Source organism: Marinococcus sp. LNHM3E3-2.2 (assembly GCF_056034385.1).
In genome coordinates this window covers 18,741-43,468 of record NZ_JBQLIC010000008.1, presented here as the reverse complement: position 1 = coordinate 43,468, position 24,728 = coordinate 18,741, and the positions used below count along the sequence as shown (strand labels likewise).

28 protein-coding genes are annotated in these 24,728 nt (G+C 45.5%); 18 read left to right on the top strand and 10 right to left on the bottom strand.

The features are described 5' to 3' along the window. Positions 1-28 precede the first annotated feature (28 nt). The 3 genes from trpS to ACTRXF_RS11515 are packed head-to-tail and all read right to left on the bottom strand — an operon-like array spanning position 29 to position 2,226. Entirely contained in the window at positions 29-1,018 is a 990-nt protein-coding gene (gene trpS, locus ACTRXF_RS11525; RefSeq protein WP_474279192.1) for a tryptophan--tRNA ligase, read from the bottom strand. Between the two features lie 28 nt (positions 1,019-1,046). Continuing rightward, complete coding sequence (locus ACTRXF_RS11520; protein WP_474262036.1) at positions 1,047-1,223, bottom strand: hypothetical protein; 177 nt, start codon at positions 1,221-1,223, stop codon at positions 1,047-1,049. 7 nt (positions 1,224-1,230) lie between these two features. Then, on the bottom strand, positions 1,231-2,226 hold the full coding sequence (locus ACTRXF_RS11515) for a sodium:calcium antiporter (protein ID WP_474279190.1): 996 nt from the start codon (positions 2,224-2,226) through the stop codon (positions 1,231-1,233). Between the two features lie 176 nt (positions 2,227-2,402). Between ACTRXF_RS11515 and ACTRXF_RS11510 the strand changes: the two genes are divergently transcribed. Both ACTRXF_RS11510 and ACTRXF_RS11505 read left to right on the top strand, forming a co-directional pair. Beyond that, positions 2,403-2,684, top strand: a complete 282-nt coding sequence (locus ACTRXF_RS11510; RefSeq protein ID WP_462865425.1) for a YciI family protein — start codon at positions 2,403-2,405, stop codon at positions 2,682-2,684. A 5-nt stretch (positions 2,685-2,689) separates the two neighbouring features. Next, entirely contained in the window at positions 2,690-3,565 is an 876-nt protein-coding gene (locus tag ACTRXF_RS11505; protein ID WP_474279188.1) for an NAD(P)-dependent oxidoreductase, read from the top strand. A 54-nt stretch (positions 3,566-3,619) separates the two neighbouring features. On the opposite strand, the gene ACTRXF_RS11500 is transcribed toward ACTRXF_RS11505, so the two are convergent. Next, positions 3,620-4,147: an HD domain-containing protein gene (locus tag ACTRXF_RS11500; RefSeq protein ID WP_474279186.1), complete on the bottom strand. Its 528-nt coding sequence runs from the start codon at positions 4,145-4,147 to the stop codon at positions 3,620-3,622. A gap of 322 nt (positions 4,148-4,469) precedes the next feature. On the opposite strand from ACTRXF_RS11500, the gene ACTRXF_RS11495 reads away from it, so the two are divergent. The 7 genes from ACTRXF_RS11495 to pepF all read left to right on the top strand — a co-directional run bounded on the left by ACTRXF_RS11495 (position 4,470) and on the right by pepF (position 13,047). Beyond that, on the top strand, positions 4,470-5,678 hold the full coding sequence (locus tag ACTRXF_RS11495; protein WP_474279184.1) for a putative glycoside hydrolase: 1,209 nt from the start codon (positions 4,470-4,472) through the stop codon (positions 5,676-5,678). 204 nt (positions 5,679-5,882) lie between these two features. Next, on the top strand, positions 5,883-6,455 hold the full coding sequence (locus ACTRXF_RS11490; RefSeq protein WP_091614512.1) for a GNAT family N-acetyltransferase: 573 nt from the start codon (positions 5,883-5,885) through the stop codon (positions 6,453-6,455). A gap of 269 nt (positions 6,456-6,724) precedes the next feature. Further along, entirely contained in the window at positions 6,725-8,176 is a 1,452-nt protein-coding gene (aldA, locus tag ACTRXF_RS11485; protein WP_474279183.1) for an aldehyde dehydrogenase, read from the top strand. A gap of 380 nt (positions 8,177-8,556) precedes the next feature. After that, positions 8,557-8,952 carry a transcriptional regulator SpxA gene (gene spxA, locus ACTRXF_RS11480; protein ID WP_022795164.1) on the top strand — a complete coding sequence of 132 codons (396 nt, stop codon included), beginning with the start codon at positions 8,557-8,559 and terminating at the stop codon, positions 8,950-8,952. Positions 8,953-9,253: 301 nt separating this feature from the next. Continuing rightward, positions 9,254-9,916, top strand: a complete 663-nt coding sequence (gene mecA, locus ACTRXF_RS11475; protein WP_322526415.1) for an adaptor protein MecA — start codon at positions 9,254-9,256, stop codon at positions 9,914-9,916. 95 nt (positions 9,917-10,011) lie between these two features. After that, the gene (locus ACTRXF_RS11470) at positions 10,012-11,154 is read left to right on the top strand and encodes a competence protein CoiA (protein WP_474279181.1); all 1,143 of its coding nucleotides are present in this window, start codon (positions 10,012-10,014) and stop codon (positions 11,152-11,154) included. A 78-nt stretch (positions 11,155-11,232) separates the two neighbouring features. Next, entirely contained in the window at positions 11,233-13,047 is a 1,815-nt protein-coding gene (gene pepF, locus ACTRXF_RS11465; protein WP_474279179.1) for an oligoendopeptidase F, read from the top strand. 44 nt (positions 13,048-13,091) lie between these two features. Here pepF and ACTRXF_RS11460 read toward each other — a convergent pair whose 3' ends face one another. The 4 genes from ACTRXF_RS11460 to ACTRXF_RS11445 form a co-directional block, all read right to left on the bottom strand. Then, positions 13,092-14,012 carry a ClpXP adapter SpxH family protein gene (locus tag ACTRXF_RS11460; protein ID WP_474262045.1) on the bottom strand — a complete coding sequence of 307 codons (921 nt, stop codon included), beginning with the start codon at positions 14,010-14,012 and terminating at the stop codon, positions 13,092-13,094. A 21-nt stretch (positions 14,013-14,033) separates the two neighbouring features. Continuing rightward, positions 14,034-14,420, bottom strand: coding sequence for a globin domain-containing protein (locus ACTRXF_RS11455; RefSeq protein ID WP_474279177.1), 387 nt, complete (start codon positions 14,418-14,420; stop codon positions 14,034-14,036). A gap of 181 nt (positions 14,421-14,601) precedes the next feature. Continuing rightward, positions 14,602-15,321: a lytic transglycosylase domain-containing protein gene (locus tag ACTRXF_RS11450; protein WP_474279175.1), complete on the bottom strand. Its 720-nt coding sequence runs from the start codon at positions 15,319-15,321 to the stop codon at positions 14,602-14,604. Positions 15,322-15,405: 84 nt separating this feature from the next. Next, positions 15,406-15,984 (bottom strand): CYTH domain-containing protein, encoded by a 579-nt coding sequence (locus tag ACTRXF_RS11445; RefSeq protein WP_474279173.1) that lies wholly within the window; start codon positions 15,982-15,984, stop codon positions 15,406-15,408. A gap of 150 nt (positions 15,985-16,134) precedes the next feature. Between ACTRXF_RS11445 and ACTRXF_RS11440 the strand changes: the two genes are divergently transcribed. Genes ACTRXF_RS11440 through ACTRXF_RS11425 form a run of 4 tightly spaced genes read left to right on the top strand, consistent with a single transcriptional unit; the run spans position 16,135 to position 18,900 of the window. Further along, complete coding sequence (locus ACTRXF_RS11440) at positions 16,135-16,512, top strand: UPF0738 family protein (protein ID WP_474262049.1); 378 nt, start codon at positions 16,135-16,137, stop codon at positions 16,510-16,512. A 33-nt stretch (positions 16,513-16,545) separates the two neighbouring features. After that, positions 16,546-17,181 (top strand): GTP diphosphokinase, encoded by a 636-nt coding sequence (yjbM, locus tag ACTRXF_RS11435; protein ID WP_474262050.1) that lies wholly within the window; start codon positions 16,546-16,548, stop codon positions 17,179-17,181. Between the two features lie 23 nt (positions 17,182-17,204). Next, positions 17,205-17,999 carry an NAD kinase gene (locus ACTRXF_RS11430; protein ID WP_474279246.1) on the top strand — a complete coding sequence of 265 codons (795 nt, stop codon included), beginning with the start codon at positions 17,205-17,207 and terminating at the stop codon, positions 17,997-17,999. Between the two features lie 4 nt (positions 18,000-18,003). After that, positions 18,004-18,900 (top strand): RluA family pseudouridine synthase, encoded by an 897-nt coding sequence (locus ACTRXF_RS11425; protein ID WP_474279171.1) that lies wholly within the window; start codon positions 18,004-18,006, stop codon positions 18,898-18,900. On the opposite strand, the gene prpE is transcribed toward ACTRXF_RS11425, so the two are convergent. Next, positions 18,876-19,613 carry a bis(5'-nucleosyl)-tetraphosphatase PrpE gene (prpE, locus tag ACTRXF_RS11420; RefSeq protein ID WP_474262052.1) on the bottom strand — a complete coding sequence of 246 codons (738 nt, stop codon included), beginning with the start codon at positions 19,611-19,613 and terminating at the stop codon, positions 18,876-18,878. The genes ACTRXF_RS11425 and prpE overlap by 25 nt on opposite strands. A 117-nt stretch (positions 19,614-19,730) precedes the next feature. Between prpE and fabI the strand changes: the two genes are divergently transcribed. The 5 genes from fabI to ACTRXF_RS11395 all read left to right on the top strand — a co-directional run bounded on the left by fabI (position 19,731) and on the right by ACTRXF_RS11395 (position 24,280). Next, the gene (gene fabI, locus ACTRXF_RS11415) at positions 19,731-20,513 is read left to right on the top strand and encodes an enoyl-ACP reductase FabI (protein WP_474279169.1); all 783 of its coding nucleotides are present in this window, start codon (positions 19,731-19,733) and stop codon (positions 20,511-20,513) included. Positions 20,514-20,543: 30 nt separating this feature from the next. Beyond that, positions 20,544-21,380: a glucose PTS transporter transcription antiterminator GlcT gene (gene glcT / locus ACTRXF_RS11410; RefSeq protein WP_474279167.1), complete on the top strand. Its 837-nt coding sequence runs from the start codon at positions 20,544-20,546 to the stop codon at positions 21,378-21,380. Positions 21,381-21,567: 187 nt separating this feature from the next. Then, on the top strand, positions 21,568-23,604 hold the full coding sequence (ptsG, locus tag ACTRXF_RS11405) for a glucose-specific PTS transporter subunit IIBC (RefSeq protein ID WP_474279165.1): 2,037 nt from the start codon (positions 21,568-21,570) through the stop codon (positions 23,602-23,604). A 98-nt stretch (positions 23,605-23,702) separates the two neighbouring features. Next, a complete protein-coding gene (locus tag ACTRXF_RS11400; RefSeq protein ID WP_474262057.1) occupies positions 23,703-23,927 on the top strand; it encodes a hypothetical protein in 225 nt (74 codons plus the stop codon). 53 nt (positions 23,928-23,980) lie between these two features. Continuing rightward, on the top strand, positions 23,981-24,280 hold the full coding sequence (locus ACTRXF_RS11395; RefSeq protein ID WP_474262058.1) for an HNH endonuclease: 300 nt from the start codon (positions 23,981-23,983) through the stop codon (positions 24,278-24,280). Between the two features lie 10 nt (positions 24,281-24,290). On the opposite strand, the gene ACTRXF_RS11390 is transcribed toward ACTRXF_RS11395, so the two are convergent. Beyond that, positions 24,291-24,719, bottom strand: coding sequence for a GNAT family N-acetyltransferase (locus ACTRXF_RS11390; RefSeq protein ID WP_474262076.1), 429 nt, complete (start codon positions 24,717-24,719; stop codon positions 24,291-24,293). Positions 24,720-24,728: the final 9 nt, after the last annotated feature.

The window sequence follows — 24,728 nt, the reverse complement described above, 5'->3', positions numbered from 1 at the left end:
AAAATAAAAGCTCCCGACTTGGGAGCTCCTACCGTTTTTTTCGTTCAAGCCCCATGGCACGCTCTGCTTTTGCGAGCATTTTTGAGGAAGCCTGACGGGCTGTTTCTGCGCCTTTGTCCAGGATGTCATCGAGTTCTGAAGAGTTCATCAGCTCCGAATGGCGCTCCTGAAGTGGTACGAGAATATCAGCAACGGCGGCACCGGTTTCTTCTTTAAGAGAGCCGTAGCTTTCTTGGCTGAGCTTTTGTTCTGCCTCTTCGATACTGATGTTTTTAGAAATGGCGTAAATTGTGAGGAGGTTGCTTACTCCAGGTTTGCTTTCAGGATCGTAGCGGATCTCGCGTCCGGAATCAGTCACAGCGCTCTTCATCTTCTTCATGATCGTCTTTTCATCATCAAGCATGGAAATAAAAGCCTTTTGATTGGAGTCGGATTTGCTCATTTTTTTCTCTGGATTTTGAAGAGACATAATCCGTGCTCCGCTGCCCGCTATTTTTGTTTCCGGGACGTTGAATATATCGTTGTACTGTTGATTAAACCGCTCCGCGAGCGTCCGCGTCAGTTCAAGGTGCTGCTTCTGGTCTTCTCCGACAGGAACAATATCTGTGCCATATAAAAGGATGTCCGCAGCCATCAGCGGCGGGTAAGTCAAAAGAGCACCGGGAACACCGGAGCGGCCCTCTGCCTTGTCTTTAAACTGGGTCATGCGCTCAAGCTCCCCAATATAGGCAATGCATTGCAGCATCCAGCCAAGCTGGGCGTGAGCAGGAACCTCCGATTGAACAAAAATAGTTGCTTTTTCCGGATTAAGTCCGGCAGCGATGTATAAAGCCGCGAGACTCCGGGTGTTGTGCTGAAGCTCCTGCTTATTTTGAGGCACTGTAATAGCGTGCTGGTTCACGATACAAAAAAAGCTTCGGTAGTCTTTCTGTAAATCCACAAAGTGTTTTATCGCCCCTAAATAGTTACCGATGGTGGGCGTGCCGCTCGGCTGAACACCGGAAAAAACGGTTTTCATAAGTATACATCCTTTCGTTGTCAAAAACTTATTTCTGCCGGCTTTTATACTTAAGGACAAGCACGGCGGCCCATTCAAGCACGAGTAAGATAAAAAGCAGAAGTCCCGGCCAGGAGGGGAAGTCTGACAATCTCACCTGAAGGACAAGTGCTGCTGCCCACAAGAAAGCTGTAACGGCCATCCAAAAACGTATCTGATCTGTCATAGCTTCATCACCACTCTGACCCGAGACCAATAAAAGTTAAATAGGAAGCAATAAAATAAACGACGACAAGAGTGATGGAGGGCCAAAGATAAATGGCCGGTGTTTTTCGTTTACTGCCCCGGAGAACAGCGTAAAATACTATGGCTGCGAGCAGCGTAATGCCGAGAGAAGTCACCAGATTCGTCCGGCTTGCTGCGGAAATGATCGGTTCGCCTCTATAGAAAATATCGCTCAGGGCAAGCAGAGTCAAATTGAAGAGGTTGCTGCCCAAAATGGACCCCAGGGCCAGATTATAGTTTCTCAGCTTCATTGCTACAAAAACAGAAACGGCTTCGGGGAGGGACGTCGAAGCAGCGATTAAAAAACTTCCGATAAAGCTCGAGCCGAGTCCGGTGATAACAGCGATCCTGTCACCGGTGGTAGTTAGAACAGTACCGGCAGCGAGCGTAAATAAAGCAGCGATTATAAATCCCGTACCGGCCTGGCGCAGTGAGAGATCGGGCTTTGGCACGTCCTGTTCTTCTTCGTCAGGAATCACGCCTTCGTTCTGGCGGTTTGCCCAGACAATTCCTACCGCATAGAATACCAGAAGGATAAGCGCATCAACACCGACGCCAAAAACGCTCCAGGAAAGCTGGAGGAGAAAAGCCGCCCCCGTGACAAAAGCAAGCACGGCTCCCAGCCCGGCAGTATATGTATGACCAGGGGAGACGCGGTTGAACAGCTGCTTGCGTCGATAAAAAATATCGAATACAGCAATGATAAGAATGTTAAATAAATTACTCCCAAGCACGTTGCCCACTGCAATGTCCGGGTTATCCAAAAACACAGCCGTTAAGCTGGTGGTAACTTCGGGCAGGGAAGTGGCCCCGGCCAACAAAAGGGTGCCGACCATCATACCGCCAAGCGAAGATTTTTCACTAATGATGTCAGAGTATAAAGACAGCTTGGTGGCTGCGATAACTGTAACGACAGCTGCCAAAAGAAAGAATAAAAAGACCAACGATGGTGTCCCCTCTCACAAACGATAATTTCAGCATAAAACGCTTTAGAACAGGGTTAGTGTATCGTAACTTACCCCGAAGGTCAAAAGGAAGCCGTGTGAAAACCCCTTTATCTATGTAAATATTGGATAACAACGACTATAATAAAGTAGAAAGAATTCAAAGGAGGGCTATAATGAAGATATTTGCCGTATTTCTTACAATGAAGGATGAAGAAAAATCACAAAAGTTCCGCTCGCAGCACTTGAAATTTCTCGAGGATGAAGAACTGAACGGAAATGTGATTGCTTATGGACGGTTTGTCGATGGTGCCGGCGGCTTAATCATGTACCGCGGAGAAGAAGAGGAAGCTGTCCGGGAAATTGTAGAACAGGATCCTTACATACAGCTTGGTGCCCGGGATTATCATATGCATGAGTGGGATATGAAATCACATGTCTGGACGAAGGGAGAATAATACTTATGAAAAAAGCTGCTTTCATCGGACTTGGAAACATGGGCATGCCAATGGCTGTGAATATTTTGAATAAAGGATTTGACGTCTACGGGATTAATAAAGGAAATGAAAAGGAAGACCGCTTTCAGGAAGCAGGAGGTACTGTCGGTATTACACCGGGAGAGGCAGCTGGACAGATGGATATCGTTATGACCTGCCTGCCGAAGCCAGAGCATGTAGAAGAAATGATGCTCGGTGAAAACGGCGTTATTACAAATGCCTCACCAGGACTTCTTGTAATTGATTTCAGTACCGTGTCTGCAGAGCTTCATGAAAAGATTGAAGCAGAGGCAGCGCAAAAGGGTGTAGACTATCTGGATGCTCCGGTTAGCGGGGGAACGACAGGAGCAGAAGCTGGAACACTTGCTGTGATGGTTGGCGGAAGCAAAGAGGCCTTTGAAAAAGCCAGACCGATTTTTGAAGCGGTAGGAAAAAATATTACGTATGCCGGCAGTATTGGCAAAGGTACGAAGGTGAAGTTGATTAATCAGTATATGGTGGGCATGCATACTGCAGCGGTAAGCGAAGGATTAACGATGGCGGAAAAAGCAGGAGTTGATCTGGAAATGCTTCATTCCGTTATCACAAATAGTATGGGGCAGAGCAAAATCTACGACCGGCACTATACGGAATTCATTCAGGAAAACAAAGAGGAACCCGGATTTGCTCTGGAACTGCTTTTAAAGGATCTTGGCCTGGCTAATGAAATGAGTAATCGTGTAGGAGTAATTCCAAAGGCAGGAAAGGAAGTTTTATCCTTATTCGAAGAGGCGGATCGCGAAGGGTTTGGAGAAAAAGACATGAGCAGCCTTTTTTACTACGTGAAAAACAATAAAAAATAAAAAATATGTAGACACGGAACCTGCCTTCCTTCATGAAGGCGGGTTCTTTACGTTTTACGAATGCATAGTTTCAGCAACGGCCTGCTCAACGCGTTCGTCGAGGGAATGCAGTCGGGTGAATGCATCTTCATCAGTAATAGTCCGGTAGTGATGGCCTCCGGATGGCTCTTCATCGAGTTCATCTGCATCGGCAACTACCTGCTGCAGCGGCGTTCGCTGAATATTGGCAGCCGGGAGATACGAATCAGTATGAAGTAAAACAGCCATACTGACTTCCTTTGCCCGCGAAGGTTCTTCGCCGAGCCGGATTAAGAGCTTGTGCGCCCGTTCTGCTCCTTTGATAGCGTGAATATCGTTCGTCTGATATTCTTCGAAGTCCCATTTTCCGTTTTTGTAAAAAAGATAATGGCCCATATCGTGCAGAAAACCGGCTTTTACTGCTAAATCAACATCCACATTTCGTTCTCTGGCAAGCTCTAATGCTATATCAGCCACGCGGATGGCATGGGCAAGTCCGGAACGGCGGACATATTTTTGAGTAATAGGGTGTTTGTAAATATCAATCATCGTCACTCTGCTCATTGGTGCTCCTCCTTTATAGATTATTTTGCAAAAGGGGCCCCGGCCAATAAAGGCTGAGGACCCTGTGAAAGTCTCGCAATTTTTAAAGATATTTTTAACATTATAATAACTATGCGACTGGAATGCAAGGGAAATGAAAGATTAACTAACATTCAATTATCATTTTGAATATAAATATTAATTAATAAAAAAATAGCGGAAAATAAAAAATATGGTTGGTAATATGTGTATTTAAACGTATAATTAAACTAAGAAAAATATTCCATTAAATAGTGACTATTAGAGTGTATTTTTTACAAAAAACAATGAAGGCAGGGACAATATGAAAAAAAAGTTGGGTATTTGGGCCTTAACTGCTGCATTGACTGCTACATCGGGATTAACTGCAGCGGAGGCGAACGCGGAAGAAGGAAACGGGAACGATCTGGCATCAATGACGACTGGTGGACATACATTAACGCTTGAAGGCAGCATGCCGCGATTTACATATGATTCCGGTCTTAATTTCAGCTATCCAGAGGAAGGAGTCAAAGGGATATATGTTACTGGTCACTCGGCCGGAGGCGACAGAATGGATAAATTAATTGACCTCATTGATTCGACGGAATTGAACGCTATGGTAATAGATATTAAAGATGATCACGGCAACTTAACATTCAATGTACCGGAAGGATCAAATCTGCCTGATATAGGAAAAAATATGATCAAGGATCCCGAAGCGCTAATGAAAAAATTGGAAGAACACGATATATACCCAATCGCACGCATTACAGCTTTTAAAGATAATGTACTTGCCAAAAAGCATCCGGAATACTCCTACCAGACAAGTAACGGGGATACATGGTCGAATGGAAGCGGCCATATGTTTACAAACCCGTTTATGAAAGAAGTATGGGATTACAATCTTCAAATAGCGGAAGAAGCAGCCAGGCTCGGCTTCCAGGACATCCAGTTCGATTATATCCGGTTCCCTGAAGGATTTGAAACGAGAGATGACCAGCTCACTTATTCCACAGGGGACTATGACAGCGGTGACGACAACGTGCAGGAAAGAGTAGATGCTGTTACGGATTTTGTCGCCTATTCTGAAGAGACGCTTCAAACAAAATACAATGTAAATGTATCGGCGGATATCTTCGGCTATTCTGCGACTCAGGAACGGGCCCCGGGCATCGGACAGGACTTTCGGTTAATCTCTGAAAATGTAGATGTCATCAGCTCCATGATTTACCCAAGCCATTGGGGAAGCGGTTATTTTAATATCGATAAGCCGGATACAAAGCCGTACGAGGTTATCGATGCTTATGCGAAGGCAGAGACGAAGATTTTATCGGATCTTGATGAACAACCGATAACCCGGCCCTGGATTCAGGACTTTACAGCAAGCTATTTAGGAAGCGGTAATTATCTGCAGTACGGAAGCACCGAAGTGGAGGCGCAGATTCAGGCGCTGCAGGATAATGGTATTGAAGAGTATCTGCTGTGGGACGCCCAGAACTCTTATTCCAAAGGTACAGATTATACGCCGTAAAAAAACAAAACCAAAGGAGCGGGAGTCAAAAACCGCTCCTTTTTGCTGTATGCAAAGCTTAGAAAGAGCAAATGCAACCACAACCCTCCGGGAAGTCAATATCCCGTAAAGAGCGCGCTTAAGCGTCTTAAATAAGTACTGAAGGCACTTACTATATACAGAATTTCGCGTTATAATATATGTAACACAAATTTGGGGGTCATTATGTCTAAACTAAACTGGTACGAAAAATTGAACCAATACTTTCCAGTTGAAGAAATGAAATCGAAAAAACACATGGAAGTGCTGCTGGATGAAAAAGGTGATATTTACCATAAAGATGAAGGACCTCTTCATGTTATGATGTATGTGGAGACAGAGGAATTTGTTTTTATCGATTATTTGTTGGTATCGAAAGAAGCAAGAGGGGAAGGACTCGGTCAGAAATTACTTGATAGCCTGAAAAGTAAGAATAAACCGATTATTCTGGAAGTGGAGCCTCTCGATTATGAAGAGAGTGATACGACAAAACGGTTCCGTTTTTATGAAAGAGCCGGCTTTCGTCAGGCGAAATCCATTGGCTACAGCAGAATCTCTCTGGCAACCAATGAAGTGAATACGCTCGAAATTTTATATTGGTCGCCGGACGATGCGTCGGAAGAAGTTATCTATGAAAAAATGAAGCATACGTACAAAAACATTCATACGTATAAAGATGAAGAGATCTACGGAAAAGCCTATCAGGACGTTACGGAAGTTCTTACGTATGATGACAAAGACGAATTGAAGAACGCTTAGAAAGGAGGGCGAAGAGGTTATGAAAAACGCAGTTGCAAAAAAACGCAGGAAAATGAAAAGAGAAGTACTCCGGGACATGCTTAAAAAGAACCTCAAGGGCCTGAATAAAGAAAAATCGCCCGAAAAGGGCGTTCCGACTCCTTCAAGACACTCCGCTTAATACATTCCATGCGCAGTTCAGACGGGCTGCGCTTTTTTATGCTGGAAGGTTTAAAAGTTAAATTAAGGTGGAACACTCTAACCTGTGAAGAAAAATTGGAGGGTTCCTGATGCAGACACATCAATTGTACATTAACGGAGAATACGTAAACGCTTCTAGTGATGAATATATTGAAATTGAAAATCCGGCAACGGAAGAAACTATTTCACGAACGGTAAAAGCGACAAAAGAGGACGTGGATAAAGCTGTTGCTGCCGCCTCTGCTGCTCAAAAAGGGTGGGAGCTGACACCAAATATCGAACGCGGAAAAATCGTCCGTGCCCTCGGAGATAAAATTGAAGAAAACAAAGACCGGTTTATTGACCTTCTTCAGGAAGAGCAGGGAAAAGATTACGGATTGGCGAGCGGTGAAGTGGATCTTGCCATTGACTATTTCCGCTACATGTCCGAATGGGCAAGAAGAATAGAAGGAGAAATTCTGCCAAGTGACCGGGAAAATGAGAATATTTTCATTTACAAAAAACCTATTGGCGTTGTAGGCGGTATTGTGCCATGGAATTTTCCCGTGTTTATCCTGGCCAGAAAAGTAGCAACAGCTCTTGTCACCGGCTGTACGATTGTGCTGAAGCCAAGCCAGCAGACACCAAATACAGCTGTTGAATTCACAAAGCTCATCGATGAAATGGATGAAGTACCAAAAGGGGTTTATAACCTGATTACAGGTACAGGTTCAGAAATAGGAAACGCTCTGGCTTCGCATGAAGATGTAGATATGGTAACAATGACTGGCAGCGTAACTGCGGGAACAAAAGTTATGGAAGCTGCGGCGCAGAACATTACAAAAGTTAATCTCGAACTCGGCGGAAAAGCACCGGCTATTGTAACAGCGAACGCAGATATTGATACTGCGGTGAAGCATATTACAACCTCCAGACTTGCCAATAATGGCCAGGCCTGTACGAACGCAGAGCGGGTGTATGTGCATGAAAGTATTGCTGAAGAATTCACCAAACGACTGCAGGAAGCATTTGAACAAAAAACAATGGGCGATCCGCGCGCATCCAAAAATGCTGACGTTGGCCCTCTTGTAAGCAAAGACCGCCTCGATGAAGTGCATGCGATGGTGGAAAATGCTAAAAAAGACGGAGCGAAGGTAGTAGCTGGCGGTGAACCAGGCGATCAGAATAATGGTTATTTTTACAAACCAACAGTAATCAGCAACGCCCGGCATGAGATGGAAATTATGCAGGAAGAAATATTTGGTCCGGTTATTCCTATCGATACGTTCCAAACGCTTGATGAAGCAATAGAGAAAGGCAACGATACCGTATTCGGTCTTTCTTCCTCCGTTTACAGTGAAGATATGAACGAAATTATGAGAGTGGTAAACGAACTGCGCTTTGGCGAAACGTACGTTAATCGGGAGAATTTCGAAGCTGTGCAGGGCTATCACGCCGGTTTCCGGAAATCCGGACTTGGCGGCGCCGATGGCAAGCACGGAGTGGAAGACTTTTTAGCCACTCACGTTGTTTATATGCAGTACAATAACGAAAAAAATTAAAGAAATTTGGCTGGAGGGTGAACCTCCAGCCATTTTCTAACGTATACATAATAAGGGCGGAAACAATTATATGAGTTGTTGAAAAACAAAGCAGGTAATTGAGAATCGTTCATTTAATGTAAAAAGTGAACAGTTTAAATGAATTGTCACAAAACGTTAACAAATTGTGCGCTCAGAAAGTTTCAAAACCATGATGAAGAGGAATAAATAAAGTATTGTTGAATTAAAGTTTAAAAGTATAACCATTCACAAACCAGTTAAAACCTCTTTTCAAATTAGAATAATTATTGTATAATAATCTTGTGACTAAAAGTAGAGAATATTATACGTTGTTTTCGCCCATTTTACTCCCATAGTCGGGGAAGGAGAGATTTGTTAACATGGTGACATTGCTTACATCTCCAAGTTGTACATCCTGTCGGAAAGCGAAAGCATGGTTGGACGAACATGAGATTGCTTATAATGAAAGAAATATTTTTGCGGAACCATTAACAGTGGATGAAGTAAAAGAAATCGTCCGTCTGACGGAGGACGGCACTGATGAAATCGTTTCCCGTCGTTCGAAGGTGTTTCAGGAATTAGACGTGGAAATGGAGAACCTTCCACTGCAGCGTCTGTTCCAATTAATCAGCGAACATCCCGGTCTATTAAGACGGCCGATCATTTATGATGATAAACGTTTACAGGTAGGCTATAATGAAGCTGAAATTCGTCGTTTTCTCCCAAGAAAAGTTCGTACTTTTAACTTGATGGAAGCGCAAAAAATGGTAAACTAAAAAGAAAGAAAAATTTCGGCGCCGGTCGGGATTTTTCTTCTTTTTATAATTATGCTTTGTTTTGCTAAAATGAGTTTCTTTCCTTGACATGAGTGTGATTTTATCTGAAAATATAAAACCAAACCAGTGTTAAATTATTGATGCTCCGCTCCCTCAACGAACGTTGCATCCTGGGATGAGCACAACTCACAAAGGGTCCTGTACGGTGCTATGATTAAAAGGATTACTATATGTTATTGTTAGGGTATAGTATTTCATAGTAAGTAGAAGACCGACCCTAGCTTGAGGAGGGAGAAAAATAGTGGAAATCGAAAGAATCAACGAGTCGACAGTGAAGTTTTACATTACGTACACGGATATCGAAGACCGTGGTTTCGACCGGGATGAGATTTGGTATAACCGTGAACGTGGAGAAGAATTATTCTTTGATATGATCAACGAAGCTCACGACTTAGAAAACTTTGAAATAGAAGGACCTTTATGGATTCAGGTACAGGCACTCGATCAGGGCATGGAAATCGTAGTTACCAGAGGACAGGTTACCGATGGAAATGTGAAACTGGAAATTCCGGTATCAGAAAACAAAGAGGAACCTCCGGTGGACGATAACATTGTGGATATGCTTGATGAACAATACCGTTCGTCCAAATCAGACAGAAATGGCTCACTTGAGTCGGAAGACCTGGAAATTGTTATTTCCTTCCAGGATATGGAAGACTTAATCAGTTTGAGTAAGGCCTTCCATGTATCGGATGTCCACAACGAAGTATACTTCTTTGAAAATCGGTATTATCTTTATTTAGTATTTGATCAGCGTTATACAGAGGATGAACAGGACAACATGGTAAGTCATGTGCTGGAGTACGGAAATGAATCTGACCTGTCCATTTTCCGTATACGTGAGTACGGTACGACAATTGCATCTGAATATGGTCTTCAAACCTTCAATGAAAACTTCTCATAAGTGTGTGTATCTCTAAAAGGCTGGCGTGTGACGCTAGCCTTTTTATTTTATAAAAAATCCCCGTATTACACCCCCTCCTGGAAAGGCTGATACTCATGTTTAATGCCCTCATTGCGAACGGCCGGGCGGTTTCAAGCCTGGATCCCACTATTTATCCCCCTTACTATTGCCCGGACTGCGGGTACGAAGTGCATCTGCGTAACAAATCAAATACCCGTCCTCATTTTGTTCACTCCCGGCGTGCAGACTGCCGCCTGCTTGGTGGAGAATCCGAAGAGCATACTGAAGGGAAAGCTCTGCTCGCCAGTTGGCTTAAAAAACAGAATCTTTCTCCCGTTATTGAGAAGCAGTTACCTGAGGAAGGAAGAAGGGCAGACGTATTCGTTCAGTGGAGAGGGCGAAACGTAGCTCTAGAGATACAGAGGAGTGCGATTGATTCCCCGCAGCTTTTGACGAGAAGCCGAACATATACAGAAAAAGGAATCCTTCCACTTTGGTTTTTTGCTCCGAAATTAGTGCAACGAAAAAATGCCGGGCGCTGGTTTTGGAATGAAGCGGTGTGGTCTTCCATATTCTCCGGATATTTTAATGCAGTACCTGTGCTGATGCCATCCTCCCGGGAGCTTTTAATCTTGCAGCCATTATTTGAAGCTTCGCCCAAGCGTATCGTAGCCCATGCCTTAAGATTGCCGGTAGCCGACATAAAGCTGGATTATTTTTTCGCCCCTGCACAGCTGTCATTCAGTTTTATTGATAAAATACTGGCGCATAAAAATAGTTGGCGCTTTTCGTCTTATCAATTTTCCGGGTGCGAAAAGTATTGGGACAGCCTGGAGATATATACCCGGCACCTCTCTCATATTAGTAGGCATCCTGCGGACCTGGGCTGGCCGACGCCGTATTGTTACGTTTTCCGCGGACCGCCGCTCTTGTGGCAGACCCTGCTGTTTTACCGGATTATTCGCCAAAAAAGTGATACATTAAACAATATTTTAATTTTAGTGCAAAAAGATCCACTGATTGCTCCGTTAATACGTTCTGGTCTGCGTGCAGAGGTTTACCTGCGTCAGGCAGTCTGGCATTTTTTGCAGTGGCTGAAGGTCCTGAAGACGGTTTATTTTCATCACGGGCACTGGTATTTGAAGAAAGATCTGCTGCCTGAAGCGTCGGCGGAAACGGGATGGTCGCAGGATCAAAGCATCGCTGGAATATTTACGGCTTATATCAAAAAAGCTTGAAGCAGAAAAACGATTCATTGGAACAACTGGAAATAGTTCGATACAATAGGAGAGAAAGATAAAGGGAGGTGCGTTCCATTGAGTTCATCTGCTGTAGAACAACTACCAAAACGCGAAGAAATCAGTGAACAGTATAAATGGAATTTAGAGGATATTTTTTCTAGCAATGAAGAATGGGAAGAAGAATTCAAACACATCCAAAGCATGATTCCGGCAATCGAGTCATATAAAGGACGCCTCGGAGATTCGGGGCATATGCTGTATGAAGCCCTGCAGCAGCAGGATAAAATTACAGAGCGGTTCAGCCGTTTATTTGTTTATGCGCATATGCGTTATGATCAGAATACAAACGAATCGCTGTATCAGGGAATGGAGGACCGTGCAAGAAGACTGGCCAGCCAGCTCGGACAGGCAACGGCTTTTCTCGTTCCTGAAATCCTGACCATTCCTGAAAAAACAATTAAAGCATTTTATGAGGAAGAGCCGGAGCTCCGGTTATACGAACACGCACTCGACGCCATCAACAAAGAACGCCCGCATGTTTTGACAGAATCAGAAGAAGCACTGCTCGCCCAGGCTTCTGAAGTGATGGCTGTGCCGGGCAACACTTTTGGCATGCTCAATAATGCTGATCTGGAGTTTCCGTCCATAAAGGATGAGAACGGAAATGATGCCCAGGTGACCCACGGGCGTCTGCTTAACTTTTTGGAAAGCGACAACCGTCGTGTGCGGGAAGAAGCTTTTAAGGCTGTCTATAGCACATACAGCAGGTTTAAAAATACCATTTCAAGCACTCTTGGCGGACAGGTGAAAAAGAATACGTTTAATGCAAGTATTCGTAAGTACCGTTCAGCCAGAGAAGCTGCGCTAAGCAATAATCATATTCCGGAAAAGGTTTATGACCAGCTTGTTTCGACCGTTCATGATTACCTGCCGCTGCTCCACCGTTACGTAAAGCTGCGTAAGCAGGTGCTTGAACTTGATGAGATTCATAACTATGACCTGTATACCCCGCTTGTTAAAGATATTGATATGAAAATGACGTACGAGGAAGCAAAAGAAACCGTTCTCGAAGCACTGCAGCCGCTGGGAAAAGAATATACAGAAACGATTGCCGGCGGATTTGAAAAAGGCTGGGTGGACGTTTATGAAAACGTTGGGAAACGGAGTGGAGCCTATTCCTCCGGGGCATATGGAACAATGCCATACATTTTGATGAACTGGCAGGACAGTATAAACAATGTGTATACGCTGGCCCATGAACTCGGGCATTCAATGCACAGCTATCTGACTCATCAAAATCAGCCGTACCCTTATGCTGATTACACCATCTTCGTGGCGGAGGTAGCTTCTACTGTCAATGAAGCACTGCTTACCCGTCACTTACTGGCAAAAACGACAAGCAAAACAGAAAAAGCGTATTTATTGAATCAGTACCTCGAAGGCTTCCGGGGCACGGTTTTCCGTCAGACAATGTTTGCTGAGTTTGAGCAGTTAATTCATGAAAAGGCAGAAGCAGGGGAAGCACTGACTCCGGATCTGCTGAATGCTCTTTATTATGAGTTGAATGAACAGTATTTCGGGCCTCATATGACACTCGATGATGATATTGCGCTGGAATGGGCAAGAATCCCTCATTTTTATATGAACTTTTATGTATATCAGTATGCCACCGGCTACAGCGCTGCTGCTGCTTTGTCCCAACAGATCACAGAGGAAGGGGAGCCTGCAGTGGAGCGCTACCTGCAGTTTCTGAAATCCGGCAGTTCGGATTATCCGATCGAGGTTCTGAAAAAAGCAGGGGTCGATATGACTACCTCCAAGCCGATTGAACTGGCCATGAAGTCGTTTGAGGATACCTTGAATGAACTGGAAGAACTGCTGCTTCAATAAAAAAATCCGCGGAGATGCTTTACATCTCCGCGGATTTTTATTTTTCAGGTAAAGGAAGGTACATACTCCCAGTAGGCCCCATTCTTTAGTGGGACATGCTTCATCTTTCTCATCAGCAGAAGCTGCTTCAGCTGCTTTTCAGCCTCTTTTTCACTCCAGTCGAATACAACAGAAACTTCTTTCGTCGTAATTCGCGGATAGCGGGAGAGAAACTTTTCAAGCGTTAATGAGTGAGAAGGCTCCGGCACATGTCCTAGCATGTCGGAGAGGATTTCTTCGTAAACCTGGTAGGGGTACAGCCCGGAAACCTTCAGTCCTCCATCCTCAACATGATCGTTAAAGAAAACGAATGTTGGCGCCTGATCGACCTCCATTTCACGGGAGGTCCTGATATCACAATTCAGGGCTTTCCGGGTACAGGCAGAATGTATATCGCGCTGAAATTCTTCAATGTCCAGTCCGGTCGCTTCCGCGATCTGGACAAGCGTTTGTTCCGTGGAGATGTCCCGGCCATGCAGAAATAAATTCTCTCTGATATTCCGAAAAAAAACCGAAGCCAGCTGCTTTCCCTGCATTTCCGCTGCTTTCATGGCTAGTGCAGGAATGTAGGCAGAAGGAGCAGAGTGCTTCAGCCACACGCTTCCATCTGCCGGCATTCCGGTCCGGGTGGCCACTTCCTCATAAAACAGGGCCATTTCTTTTTTCATTTCTTCTTTCACTGGCTTTTGTGTCTCTTCACTCCAGCATTCAATGTTTGAAGTGAGCAGAAGCTTTGGCGTGAAATAGTGGCCGTATTCAATGAGCAGCTTCTTTAATACAGGTTCAAATGCCCAGCACTCCGGGCATAATGGATCCATAAAAATATATAATTCAAGCGGCTTTTTCGATAAATGTGTGTCGGTAGACTGCGGCAGACTGCAGGAACCGGAACTGTCATCACAAAAAGAAAAATGCTCGTTGCCCATGACCAGTTCACGCTCCTTTCGTTATGAATTTTCTTCGGTAGTATTTATCATGTGCTGTGCTGTCACCACAAGCCGCTGAAACATTTCCTGTCTAACGTCGTTGTCCATTTTGATTTCTTCCATTGCTTCATCCATGCATAACAGCCAGGCTTTCGCTCGTGTTTCCGTAATTGGAAACGGGAGATGGCGGGCCCGCAGACGTGGATGGCCATGCTCTTCTGTATATAAAGGCGGACCACCTAAAAATTGTGTCATAAACTGCTTTTGTTTACGGGCAGTTTCTGTAAGGTCCTCCGGAAAAATAGGAGCCAGATCCGGATGATCGCCAACCTTCTTGTAAAACGTATCGATAAGTTCAGAAAGTTTTTCTTCGCCAAGCTTATCAAAGCTGGATTTAAAACCTGTCATTGTAAACCTCCGGAACAACGTTTTAACGTTTATGCTTACAAAGACAGAGCAATAGCGCCAAACGCAATTATTATATTTCAGTTTTTATTCTAGCAATGAGACTCGGCAACCGCAAATATTTTGAATGCAAATGGCTGCCGGGGCAAAAAAACAACCCCGAAGACGGGATTGTTTTTTCAGGCTATACAAGATCCTGATAGTTGGCAAGCACATTTGGTACGTATTTTTGGGTTTCTTTAAACGGTGGAATACCATCATATTTATCAACATTACCCGGGCCGGCGTTATAAGCGGCAAGGGCCAGCGTTTTATTGCCATTGTATTTATCGAGCATGTCTCTTAAATAGCGAATACCTCCGTCAAGGTTTTGTTCAGGGTCCATCGGGTCTTTTACTTTCAGCATAGAAGCAGTGCCCGGCATCAGCTGCATCAGCCCCATGGCGCCCGCATGGCTTTTAGCGTTTGGATTAAAGCCGGATTCCTGCTTTACCAGTGCGCGGACAAGTTTACTGTCTACCCCGTATTTTTCCGATAAACGCTCAATCGTCTGCACAACGCCCGAGCCTGAAGCCTGTTTAGATGAAGAGGGGTTTTCAGAGGCAGCAGCGGTTTCCTTTTTTACTTCTTTTGCAGCAGGCTCAGCCGGATTCCTGGATGCTTCGTCACCCAAATGACTGAAATAGCTGCTTGCGCTCACCGGGTTTAAGAACAACGAAGAAGAGACCGGACTGAAGCCGCTGCTGTTCTGTTCGGCCATGATAGCCTGGGTTGATTTCAAAGAATCGTATAAAAAAGAACCGAAACGGCCGGCAGCAGAAGCTGTCTGCGAAGGAACGGACGGCTGGCTGCTTCCGGCAGCTGCATTGGTTGAAGATGGGAAAAGAGAGGAAGAAATCGTCAAAAAAATTCACCCCACTAATAAAATTCAGATAAGAAAAATATACCAGTATTTCAAATGAAGAACAATGTGCGTATGTTACTGTTTTTAATCCTGCTGCCGGCTGCGTTGGAAAAGTCGTTCAATTTTGTTCGGTGTGCTGCGGAGAGGAAATTGATGTTTGTCTGCCAGTTCATTCATCCAGGCATAAACCTCTTTTTCACTCGGTCCTTCTATTTCGAGCTCATAATCTGTGATCCCTAAATAATGACTCCGGTCAAAAAAGATTTCTCCTGTACGAAAGGTCTGGGAGGCCCGGTAGGTGGTCAGTGTGCCTATACTTTCAACGCGCACGGAACCAATCAGTGCCTGAAGACGTCCGGAGACGTCACCGGCAGGCAGTGTCCCGGATGTGATAGCCTCCTGAGCCTCCTGTGCTGTGACAGTCTGATTCCATTCAGTGAGCCCTTCCGGAGCCGGCTCTTTCAATGTCAGGGTGTATGAGTCGCCCCGCTCGCGTATACGCAAAGCGGATTTGCGGGAACGAAGGTCGAAGCTTTCAGTATCAAAATATGTATTTTTTTGCGAAGAAAAATCATTTTCCTGAATCGCGAAGTCAGCTGTAAGAGAGGCAAACTCCTGCTCCGTCAAAAGGTTCTTCGCTTCAATTTCCTGTTCTTTCGCCACGGAGAATCATCCTTTCTAATACCGAATTACTGGAAAAACGCTATGCATTATCTTATCATATGGTTTGCGCTCTGTCTGTTTACATAAGTTATGATAAAATTAGATACAGATAAGAAACGCATACTTGCCCTGTTTTGGAGGAATTATGACATGCAGCATATATTGACTGTGAATCATTACGAAGAAGACAATGACTCATTAATGATGTATCCGGTGGAAGAGTGGCCGGAAAAAGAATGGCAGAAATTAAGCGACGGCGGACAGATGCTCGCAGATTCCGATGCTCTCACGCTTGTTTATGTACTGGATATGGAGGACGAATTTGTGCAGCTCCGTATTCCAAAAAGAGTATGGCCCCTTTTGAAAAAGGCTTACGATAATGGAAAGCATGTCTATGTAAAAAGCGGAAGTGCCCTGCATTTAGAAAACTTTCATGAAGAAATTGAATATTTAATGGATAATGTGCCTGGAAACGGGAATTACGGTACTGAAATGGTATCTGCATTTGAAGAAGCATTCAACGTATAACCTCATAATAATGTAAATGAGTGGTGGTAAACCATGAGTAACTGGCAGACATTTCTTTCGCCATACATGCAGGCGGTAGAGGAAATAAAGGTGAAATTAAAAGGATTAAGAGAACAGTACCAGATGTCTTCACAGCACACTCCGATTGAGTTTGTTACCGGGAGGGTCAAGCCGGTAACGAGCATTCTTGATAAAGCCCAGCGCAAAGATATTCCGCTCGATGAAATCGACACGAAAATGCAGGACATTGCCGGTATTCGTATCGTCTGCCAATTTGTCGGTGACATTGATACCATTGTGGATTTGATGCGGACAAGACAGGATTTTGAGGTTTTGGAGGAGCGGGATTACATTAAGGAAAAAAAAGAGAGTGGCTACCGATCTTTTCACATGGTCGTTTCCTATCCTGTGCATACGATTGACGGCCGCAAAGACGTGCTTACAGAAATTCAGGTGCGGACAATGGCGATGAATTTCTGGGCGACTATTGAACATTCTTTAAACTACAAGTACAGCGGTGAAATTCCGGAGGATATTAAGCACCGGCTGCAGCGCGCTGCAGAAGCTGCATTTCAGCTCGATGAAGAAATGTCTAAAATAAAAGGCGAGGTACGGGAAGCGCAGCGTATCTATATGCAAAATAGGGAAAGTGAGGGTCCAAATACATGAGTATCCCGTCCACCGATGAAAACATGCGATACAACGTTACGTCCCGCGGAGACGACACCTCCAACGAAATCAGGGACAAACTGCTTTCCTATCTGAATGAATTCGGCCTGATCCATGACGAAGTCCATCCTGATATTGTGATCACTGTGGGGGGCGACGGCACGCTGCTGCAGGCGTTCCATCATTATTATGAATCACTTGAAGATGTATGCTTTGTAGGTATACATACCGGCCACCTCGGTTTTTATGCAGACTGGCAGCCGGAAGAAGTAGAAAAGCTGGTGATTCATCTTGCAAAAACGCCCTTCCAGGTAGTGGAGTACCCGTTGCTTGAAGTAATTGTCCGCTATAATGAACATACGAGGTTCGAACGGTACTTAGCCTTAAATGAATGTATGGTAAAAACGCTCGAAGGGTCTCTCGTATGCAATGTAGATATTAAAGGCGACCATTTTGAGACGTTTCGCGGAGACGGCCTATGTATTTCCACGCCTTCCGGAAGCACGGCGTATAACAAATCTCTGGGCGGGGCGATTCTGCACCCTTCCTTATCAAGTATTCAAATATCCGAAATGGCAAGCATTAATAACCGGGTTTACCGGACGATCGGCTCGCCTTTAATTCTGCCGCAGCACCATACCTGTCTTCTGCGCCCGGTGAACGATGTGGACATGCAGATTACTATTGACCATATCACTCTTGTCGACCAGGGGATTGAGTCCATTCAGTACCGGGTGGCAGAAGAAAAAGTGCGATTCGCCCGCTTCCGTCCATTTCCTTTCTGGAAGCGCGTGAAAGAATCGTTTATCGGAGAATAAAAGGATGAGGACAATTACATGGAGCGTGCCTGCCGGGGCAGAAAACCTGGAAGTAAAAAGATTTTTGAGCCAGTACAAAGATGTCTCACGGCGAGTATGGAAAAAAGTAGATACACTCCCCGTGTATATAAATGGGAAAGCAAGCCGGGGAAATGACCAGTTAAGCGCCGGGGATGAGCTGCAGATAAGCATCCCGTCAGGAACCGTTCCTCCTCATTTTAAAGAGTCCCAGGAGCAGCTGGAAGTGCTCTATGAAGACAAAGACGTTATAGTAATCAACAAGCCTGCGGGCCTGCCAACCATTCCCGGAAGAGCAGCAGGAGAGGAATCACTGGCAGGGAGACTGGCTGGTTATCTGCGAAACAAGGGCATACAGTCTGCCATTCATCCTGTTTCAAGGCTCGACCGCGGAACAAGCGGTATCGTTCCTTTTGCCCGTCATGCATATGCCCACTCCCGCATGGAAAAACATATGAATGCCGGAGCGAAAGAGTATATCGGGATCGTTGAAGGCAGATGGCCGAGGGTATTCACGCGTATAGATGTTCCGATCCGCCCGAGTAAAACCAGTCTGGTGGAACAGGTGGCAGCACCGGACGGAAAAAGAGCTGTGACAACCGCAGAGGTGATTGAAATACTGCCTGAACACACAGTCTTAAAGTTTGGGCTGGAAACCGGCCGGACGCATCAGATCCGGGTGCATGCTTCTGCGTCCGGTTTTCCACTTGCCGGTGATACGCTGTATGGAAATAGAAATGAATACTTGAACAGGCAGGCACTGCACGCCTGCCGTCTGACTTTCTTTCATCCGGTACAGGAAACAATGATCAACGTTACGGCTCCGCACCCTGAAGATATTAATGATTTTCTGGCTGCTCATCGGCTGAAGGTATTTAAGTGATCCGGCTGCAGCGGCAGAGTGGAAGGGACCTCAACGAATTCATGTTCCGGGTAACGGTAGGCGGTAAGCTTGTTTCCAAATGAACAGCCTGTATCAATATTTAAAGTCCGGCCGACGAGCCGGGCTTTCCATACAGGGGTGTGGCCGTAAATGATGAAAGGCCTGCCGCGGTAAGCGGGAGCCCAGTCTATACGCTCAGGTTCGCGCCTGGCGTTTAGCTTTGTCGGGCCGTACAAAACTACATTCCGGGTTCTGCGGTCCGTTCGGCCGATCAGACTTTCCTGCATGCCGCCATGGGAAGCAAGAGCGTTTCCGTTGTCGAACAGCTGGTACAGCGGTGCCTGCTCAAACAAGTCCATAAACTTCTGCTTTATCTCCTGCCGCTCACCCGGGAGAAGTGCTTCCCACTCCTGGATGGTTTTTTCAAGCCCGTGACCTACCTGGACCGGGCGCCCCAAAAACCAGCGGTACAGTTTGTCACAATGGTTTCCAGGAAGATACAGGGCGTTTCCGCTTTTAACCATTTGCTCTGTTATACGGATGACATCTATAGAATTTGGCCCGCGGTCTGTGATGTCGCCAACGATTACAAGCTGACGGCCGCCGGGATGCATGTAATTTTGATTATGATCATAGCCGAGTACTGAAAGCATTTCGGTCATTTCGTACGCACAGCCGTGAATGTCGCTGATAAAGTCAAAGTGTCTGTTCACTCAGACCTCTCCCTTCTGAAAAAATATAACGGCTGTTGGACAGCCCGGCGGTTCAATGATATAAAGGTAAAGAAATTATTTGATATTGATACAATCATATCTAAAGGAGAGACAACGATGCAATTATCACTTGAAGGAAAAACATTTGTCGTGATGGGTGTTGCCAATAAAAGAAGCATAGCCTGGGGAGCAGCGGAAAGCCTGGCAGAGGCAGGAGCTGATTTAGTATTTACATACGGACAGCAGCGCACTGAAAAAAGTGTCAGAAAATTGGCGGATTCGCTGGATCAGAAAGAACCACTCGTCGTTCAGTGTGATGTCACCAACGATGAGCAGATCCGCGAATGCTTTGCAAAAATTAAAGAAGAAGCGGGAACCATTCACGGCGTCGTTCATTCCCTGGCTTATGCGAAAAGAGAAGAGCTCGAGGGCGAATACCTAAATGCTACGCGTGAAGGATTTTTACTGGCCCAGGAAATCAGTGCATATTCCTTCACTGCAGTTGCAAAGGCTGTAAAAGAGTTTGATTTAATGACAGAAGGAGGCTCTTTTGTTACGATGAGCTACCTTGGGGCAGAGCGGATCGTGAAAAATTATAACGTCATGGGCGTAGCGAAAGCTTCTCTGGAGGCAAGTACGCGTTATTTGGCAAACGATTTGGGTGCAGACGACATTAGAGTCAATGCAATCTCGGCCGGTCCGATTCGTACGTTGGCAGCTAAAGGTGTTTCCGGTTTTAACGACACTATCAAGGCGATGGAGGAGCATGCCCCTCTGCGGCGTACAGTTACCCAAAAAGAGGTCGGGGACACCACTGCCTTTCTGATGAGCGGAATGTCGAGTGGAATTACAGGGGAAGTTATCCATGTCGACGGAGGCTATCACGCATACGGCATGTAAATCAGATCTGCAGGAACATGGTGGTGAAAGATGAAAGTAATTAAAGGGTTAAACAATAACGTTGTGATTGCAGAACACGAGGACTACGGGGAAGTTATTCTTACCGGGCGGGGCATCGGTTTTTCCAAGCGCCCGGGAGACCTCATTGATGCTGGAACACCGGAAAAGTTTTTCATATTGAAAAATGAAAATGAACAGACGCAGTACCGACAGTTAATCGAGCACATCGATGAGACGTTTATCGCCTGTATTACAGAAATTCTGCAGGTGCTTGAAGCAGAGTGGGCGGAAACGTTCGAAGAACACATTCATGTGGCGTTAACGGATCACCTCAGCTTTGCACTTGAGAGAACAAAAAAAGGTCTCACAATCAGCAACCCGTTTTTAAAAGAAACCCAGCTTGCTTATGAAAAAGAATACCGTGCGGCCGGATGGATCATTGATGAAATTGAACAATGGACAGGGGTGCGGCTTCCAGAAGAGGAAAAAGGGTTTATTGCCCTGCACCTGCACGGGGCAGTAACGAGAACACCGCTTGACCAGGTGAACGCTTATACGCGCCTTGTAAAAGATATGACAGTAATGGTGGAGCGGGCTCTCGATATTCAGCTGTCACCGGAAGATTTAGATCACCGCCGGCTGTTCCGTCATCTGCAGCAGGCTGTCGCAAGGGTAAGAAACGGTGAGTTCGAAGAGGCGTCTGAGCCATTAAAAAAAATGTTGCAGGCAGAGTACCCCTTCTGCTATAATTTGTCCTGGAAGCTCATACGAACGATGCAGCGTGCTTTGCAGACGACGATACCAGAAGGCGAAGCCGTTTATTTAACCATTCATCTGCAAAGGCTTTCATCGAAACGAAATAATTGATCTAGTGTTCCGTGTTACTGGTAAAGCAGGCATGAGAGAATGCTGATCGCGTTTGAACCAAAGGGAGAAGACCCAGCTTCTTTTCTCTTTGTGACCTCGCGATTAGTGTATCTCTCATGCCTTTTTTTATGCACTGAGACCTGTGGTCAGTGATGAGTCTTCCAAAAAATAATTAGGAGAGATACATATGTGGAAACAGTCATTTGGAGTACTTCAACGTATCGGGCGCGCCCTGATGCTTCCGGTTGCCCTTCTTCCAGCGGCCGGTCTGCTTCTTGCTATCGGTACCGCCATGCAGGAAGAGCAAATGATCGAATTGCTGCCATTTCTGACTTCTGCTCCAGCAGAATTAATTGCCGAGCTGATGTCGGAAGCCGGTGGGGTAGTATTTGATAATTTAGCGGTATTATTTGCAGTCGGTGTAGCACTCGGTCTGGCAGGAGACGGAGTAGCAGCTCTTGCAGCACTGATCGGGTTTATGATTATAAACGTTACGATGAGCGTGCTATTAAGTGTTAATACAGATATGCTTGAAGAGCCGGGCTACGCGTCAGTGCTTGGTATTCCCACACTTCAGACAGGGGTGTTTGGGGGAATAATTGCCGGTATATTAGGAGCAGTGATGTACCAGCGCTTTTATAATATTAATCTGCCAACCTACTTAGGATTTTTCGCAGGGAAAAGATTTGTACCGATTGCTACCGCTGTGGGCGGTCTGGTTATCGGTGCTGCTTTGACCCTGGCATGGCCCCCGATTCAGAGCGGATTGAATTCCCTGTCGCTCTATGTGACAGAATCAAACCAAACGCTTTCCGCATTTATTTTCGGCGTAATGGAACGTTCACTCGTACCATTCGGCCTGCATCACATTTTCTATTCCCCGTTCTGGTTCGAATTTGGAAGCTATGTGAACGATGCAGGAGAAACGATCAATGGAGATCAGCGGATTTTCTTTGAACAGATGAAAGACGGAGTGCCTTTTACTGCCGGAACGTTCATGACAGGGAAATTCCCATTCATGATGTTCGGTCTACCGGCTGCGGCTCTCGCAATTTACCATTGCGCCCGTCCGGAAAATAAAAAGATGGTCGCAGGTATTATGGGTTCAGCGGCATTAACTTCATTTCTGACAGGTATTACCGAGCCGCTTGAGTTCAGCTTCTTGTTTGTAGCACCGCTTTTGTTTGCGATTCACGCGATTTTTGCCGGATTTTCTTTTATGATTATGCAGCTGCTTGATGTCAAAATTGGCATGACCTTCTCCGGAGGCGTTATCGACTTTATGCTCTTCGGCATCGTGCCAAACCGGACGGAATGGTGGCTCGTTATTCCGGTGGGCCTATGCTTTGCGTTAATTTATTACTTCGGATTCCGGTTTGCTATTCAAAAATTCAACCTGATGACTCCGGGGCGTGAAGCAGCCACAGAAGGAGCCGCTGGAATGTCTGGTGCAGCTTCTGACGATGAACTGCCAAGAGAAATCATTGCTGCGTTTGGCGGCCAGGAAAACTTAAAGCACCTGGACGCCTGCATTACAAGACTTCGGATCACAGTCAATGAAAAAGATAAAGTGAATAAAGATCAGCTTAAAGCACTGGGTGCTTCCGGCGTAATGGAAGTCGGCAATAACGTTCAGGCGATTTTTGGTCCTAAATCAGATGCGATTAAGTCCCAGATGCAGGACGTTATTGCTGGAAAAACGCCTGAACCAATAGCAGAAAAAGAAACGGCTGCTACTGCAATGAACACTGCTTCTGCTGAAGATATCCAGGCCATGTCCATTACAAGTCCAGCCTCCGGACGGCTGATCCGTATCGATGAAGTGGAGGATGAAGTGTTTTCCGGAAAAATGATGGGAGACGGATTTGCAATTGTGCCGGAAGAAGGCATCTTTCATGCGCCTGCCGACGGCACTATTACTACAGTGTTCCCGACGAAACACGCTGTAGGGATGCAGACCGATGAAGGTACAGAGATTCTCATTCATATCGGTCTGGATACGGTTAATATGAAAGGTGAAGGCTTCGAAGTCTTTGTGACAGAAAACGATAAGGTGAAGCAGGGAGATGTACTAGTTAAAGCTGACCTTGAGAAAATCCGTCAGGAAGCAGCTTCTACAACTACACCCGTAGTGTTCACCAATCTGGATAAAGAATATACTGTCAGTGTAGAAAGTGGGAAAATGGTTCGGGCAGAGGAAGACGGTATTATTATGATTAAATAACCGTTTCCGGTGCTTAATATATGGAAAAAAGGGTAAAGAATACTAGTGATCATTTTTTCTTCAATCCATCATTGTAAACAGTGGAGGAGGGGCTGAGCATGGCACTGGTAGTTCCATATATTAATGCATCGGCTGTTAATTATGCCAACCGCCAACAGCCGCCGGTGAAGCCGGGAGTACGCCGTATTCAGCGGGTGCAGCCCGTAGAGCCGAAAAGATATTCGAGTGAGCAGCAGGACGTCTATCGGTCACTCGAAAAAAGGTATGAGCGTATTTTAGAAGAAGAAAATAAAAAAGGGCGGCGCATTCATACGCTTGCCTGAGAGAGCTGCCTTCCGGCAGTTCTCTTTTTATTACGGACTAGGAGGAGAAGTGATTGAAACAGAGAAAATCGGTGGGGACGTGCGAGCTTTGTGGACGGGAGGAAGTCGAACGCACAGTGCACCATCTGGTGCCAAAGGATGAAGGAGGGACACACGGGGCAACTGCCTGGCTGTGTAAAGCCTGTCATCGGCAGATACATGCTTTATACAGTAACAAAGAGCTGGCCGTAAGGCTGAACACTATTGAACAGCTGCGGGCTGATGAAAAAATTTGGCGGTTTATTAAATGGATACGAAAGCAGCGGGGAGAAAAAAGGGTGAAAGTACGACGATCGAAAACGAAAAAAAGGTGAGCAGGGATGCTCACCAGCTAAGCGACTTTTTCATTTCTACATGAGGGATGCCAGCATCCATAAACTCACCGGACGTGACTTCGTACCCGAGGGATTGATAAAACCCGGAAGCATATTTTTGTGCATTGAGCTTCATGACAGGCTTTTCCATTTCCAGTGCTTTATATTCCATGGCCTGCATCAGCAGCCGGCCGCTTCCGGTCCCGCGGAAGGAAGAATAAATACATACACGTTCCGCTTTAGCATAGTCTTCTTCAAACCGGAGCCGGGATGCTCCAATTGCCCGTTCGCCGTCATATACGACGAAATGGACAGCTTCTTCTTCAAATTCATCAATTTCTTCTTCCTCGGGCACATTCTGTTCCTCGACGAAAACGTCAAAACGGACCCGGAAGGCATCTTCGAGCTGCTGTCTGTTACTTACTTCATATACTTCAATCATAAAACG

Bases quoted from the DNA above. Each gene is read 5' to 3' on its own strand.
- ACTRXF_RS11460 (WP_474262045.1), bottom strand. From the start codon at position 14,012: ATGGGCAACGAGCATTTTTCTTTTTGTGATGACAGTTCCGGTTCCTGC.
- fabI (WP_474279169.1), top strand. From the start codon at position 19,731: ATGCAATTATCACTTGAAGGAAAAACATTTGTCGTGATGGGTGTTGCC.
- glcT (WP_474279167.1), top strand. From the start codon at position 20,544: ATGAAAGTAATTAAAGGGTTAAACAATAACGTTGTGATTGCAGAACAC.
- yjbM (WP_474262050.1), top strand. From the start codon at position 16,546: ATGAGTAACTGGCAGACATTTCTTTCGCCATACATGCAGGCGGTAGAG.
- ACTRXF_RS11470 (WP_474279181.1), top strand. From the start codon at position 10,012: ATGTTTAATGCCCTCATTGCGAACGGCCGGGCGGTTTCAAGCCTGGAT.
- ACTRXF_RS11505 (WP_474279188.1), top strand. From the start codon at position 2,690: ATGAAAAAAGCTGCTTTCATCGGACTTGGAAACATGGGCATGCCAATG.
- ACTRXF_RS11500 (WP_474279186.1), bottom strand. From the start codon at position 4,147: ATGAGCAGAGTGACGATGATTGATATTTACAAACACCCTATTACTCAA.
- ACTRXF_RS11455 (WP_474279177.1), bottom strand. From the start codon at position 14,420: ATGACAGGTTTTAAATCCAGCTTTGATAAGCTTGGCGAAGAAAAACTT.
- ACTRXF_RS11425 (WP_474279171.1), top strand. From the start codon at position 18,004: ATGAGGACAATTACATGGAGCGTGCCTGCCGGGGCAGAAAACCTGGAA.
- ACTRXF_RS11490 (WP_091614512.1), top strand. From the start codon at position 5,883: ATGTCTAAACTAAACTGGTACGAAAAATTGAACCAATACTTTCCAGTT.
- ACTRXF_RS11495 (WP_474279184.1), top strand. From the start codon at position 4,470: ATGAAAAAAAAGTTGGGTATTTGGGCCTTAACTGCTGCATTGACTGCT.
- ptsG (WP_474279165.1), top strand. From the start codon at position 21,568: ATGTGGAAACAGTCATTTGGAGTACTTCAACGTATCGGGCGCGCCCTG.
- ACTRXF_RS11520 (WP_474262036.1), bottom strand. From the start codon at position 1,223: ATGACAGATCAGATACGTTTTTGGATGGCCGTTACAGCTTTCTTGTGG.
- ACTRXF_RS11430 (WP_474279246.1), top strand. From the start codon at position 17,205: ATGCGATACAACGTTACGTCCCGCGGAGACGACACCTCCAACGAAATC.
- ACTRXF_RS11510 (WP_462865425.1), top strand. From the start codon at position 2,403: ATGAAGATATTTGCCGTATTTCTTACAATGAAGGATGAAGAAAAATCA.
- spxA (WP_022795164.1), top strand. From the start codon at position 8,557: ATGGTGACATTGCTTACATCTCCAAGTTGTACATCCTGTCGGAAAGCG.
- aldA (WP_474279183.1), top strand. From the start codon at position 6,725: ATGCAGACACATCAATTGTACATTAACGGAGAATACGTAAACGCTTCT.
- ACTRXF_RS11440 (WP_474262049.1), top strand. From the start codon at position 16,135: ATGCAGCATATATTGACTGTGAATCATTACGAAGAAGACAATGACTCA.
- trpS (WP_474279192.1), bottom strand. From the start codon at position 1,018: ATGAAAACCGTTTTTTCCGGTGTTCAGCCGAGCGGCACGCCCACCATC.
- ACTRXF_RS11400 (WP_474262057.1), top strand. From the start codon at position 23,703: ATGGCACTGGTAGTTCCATATATTAATGCATCGGCTGTTAATTATGCC.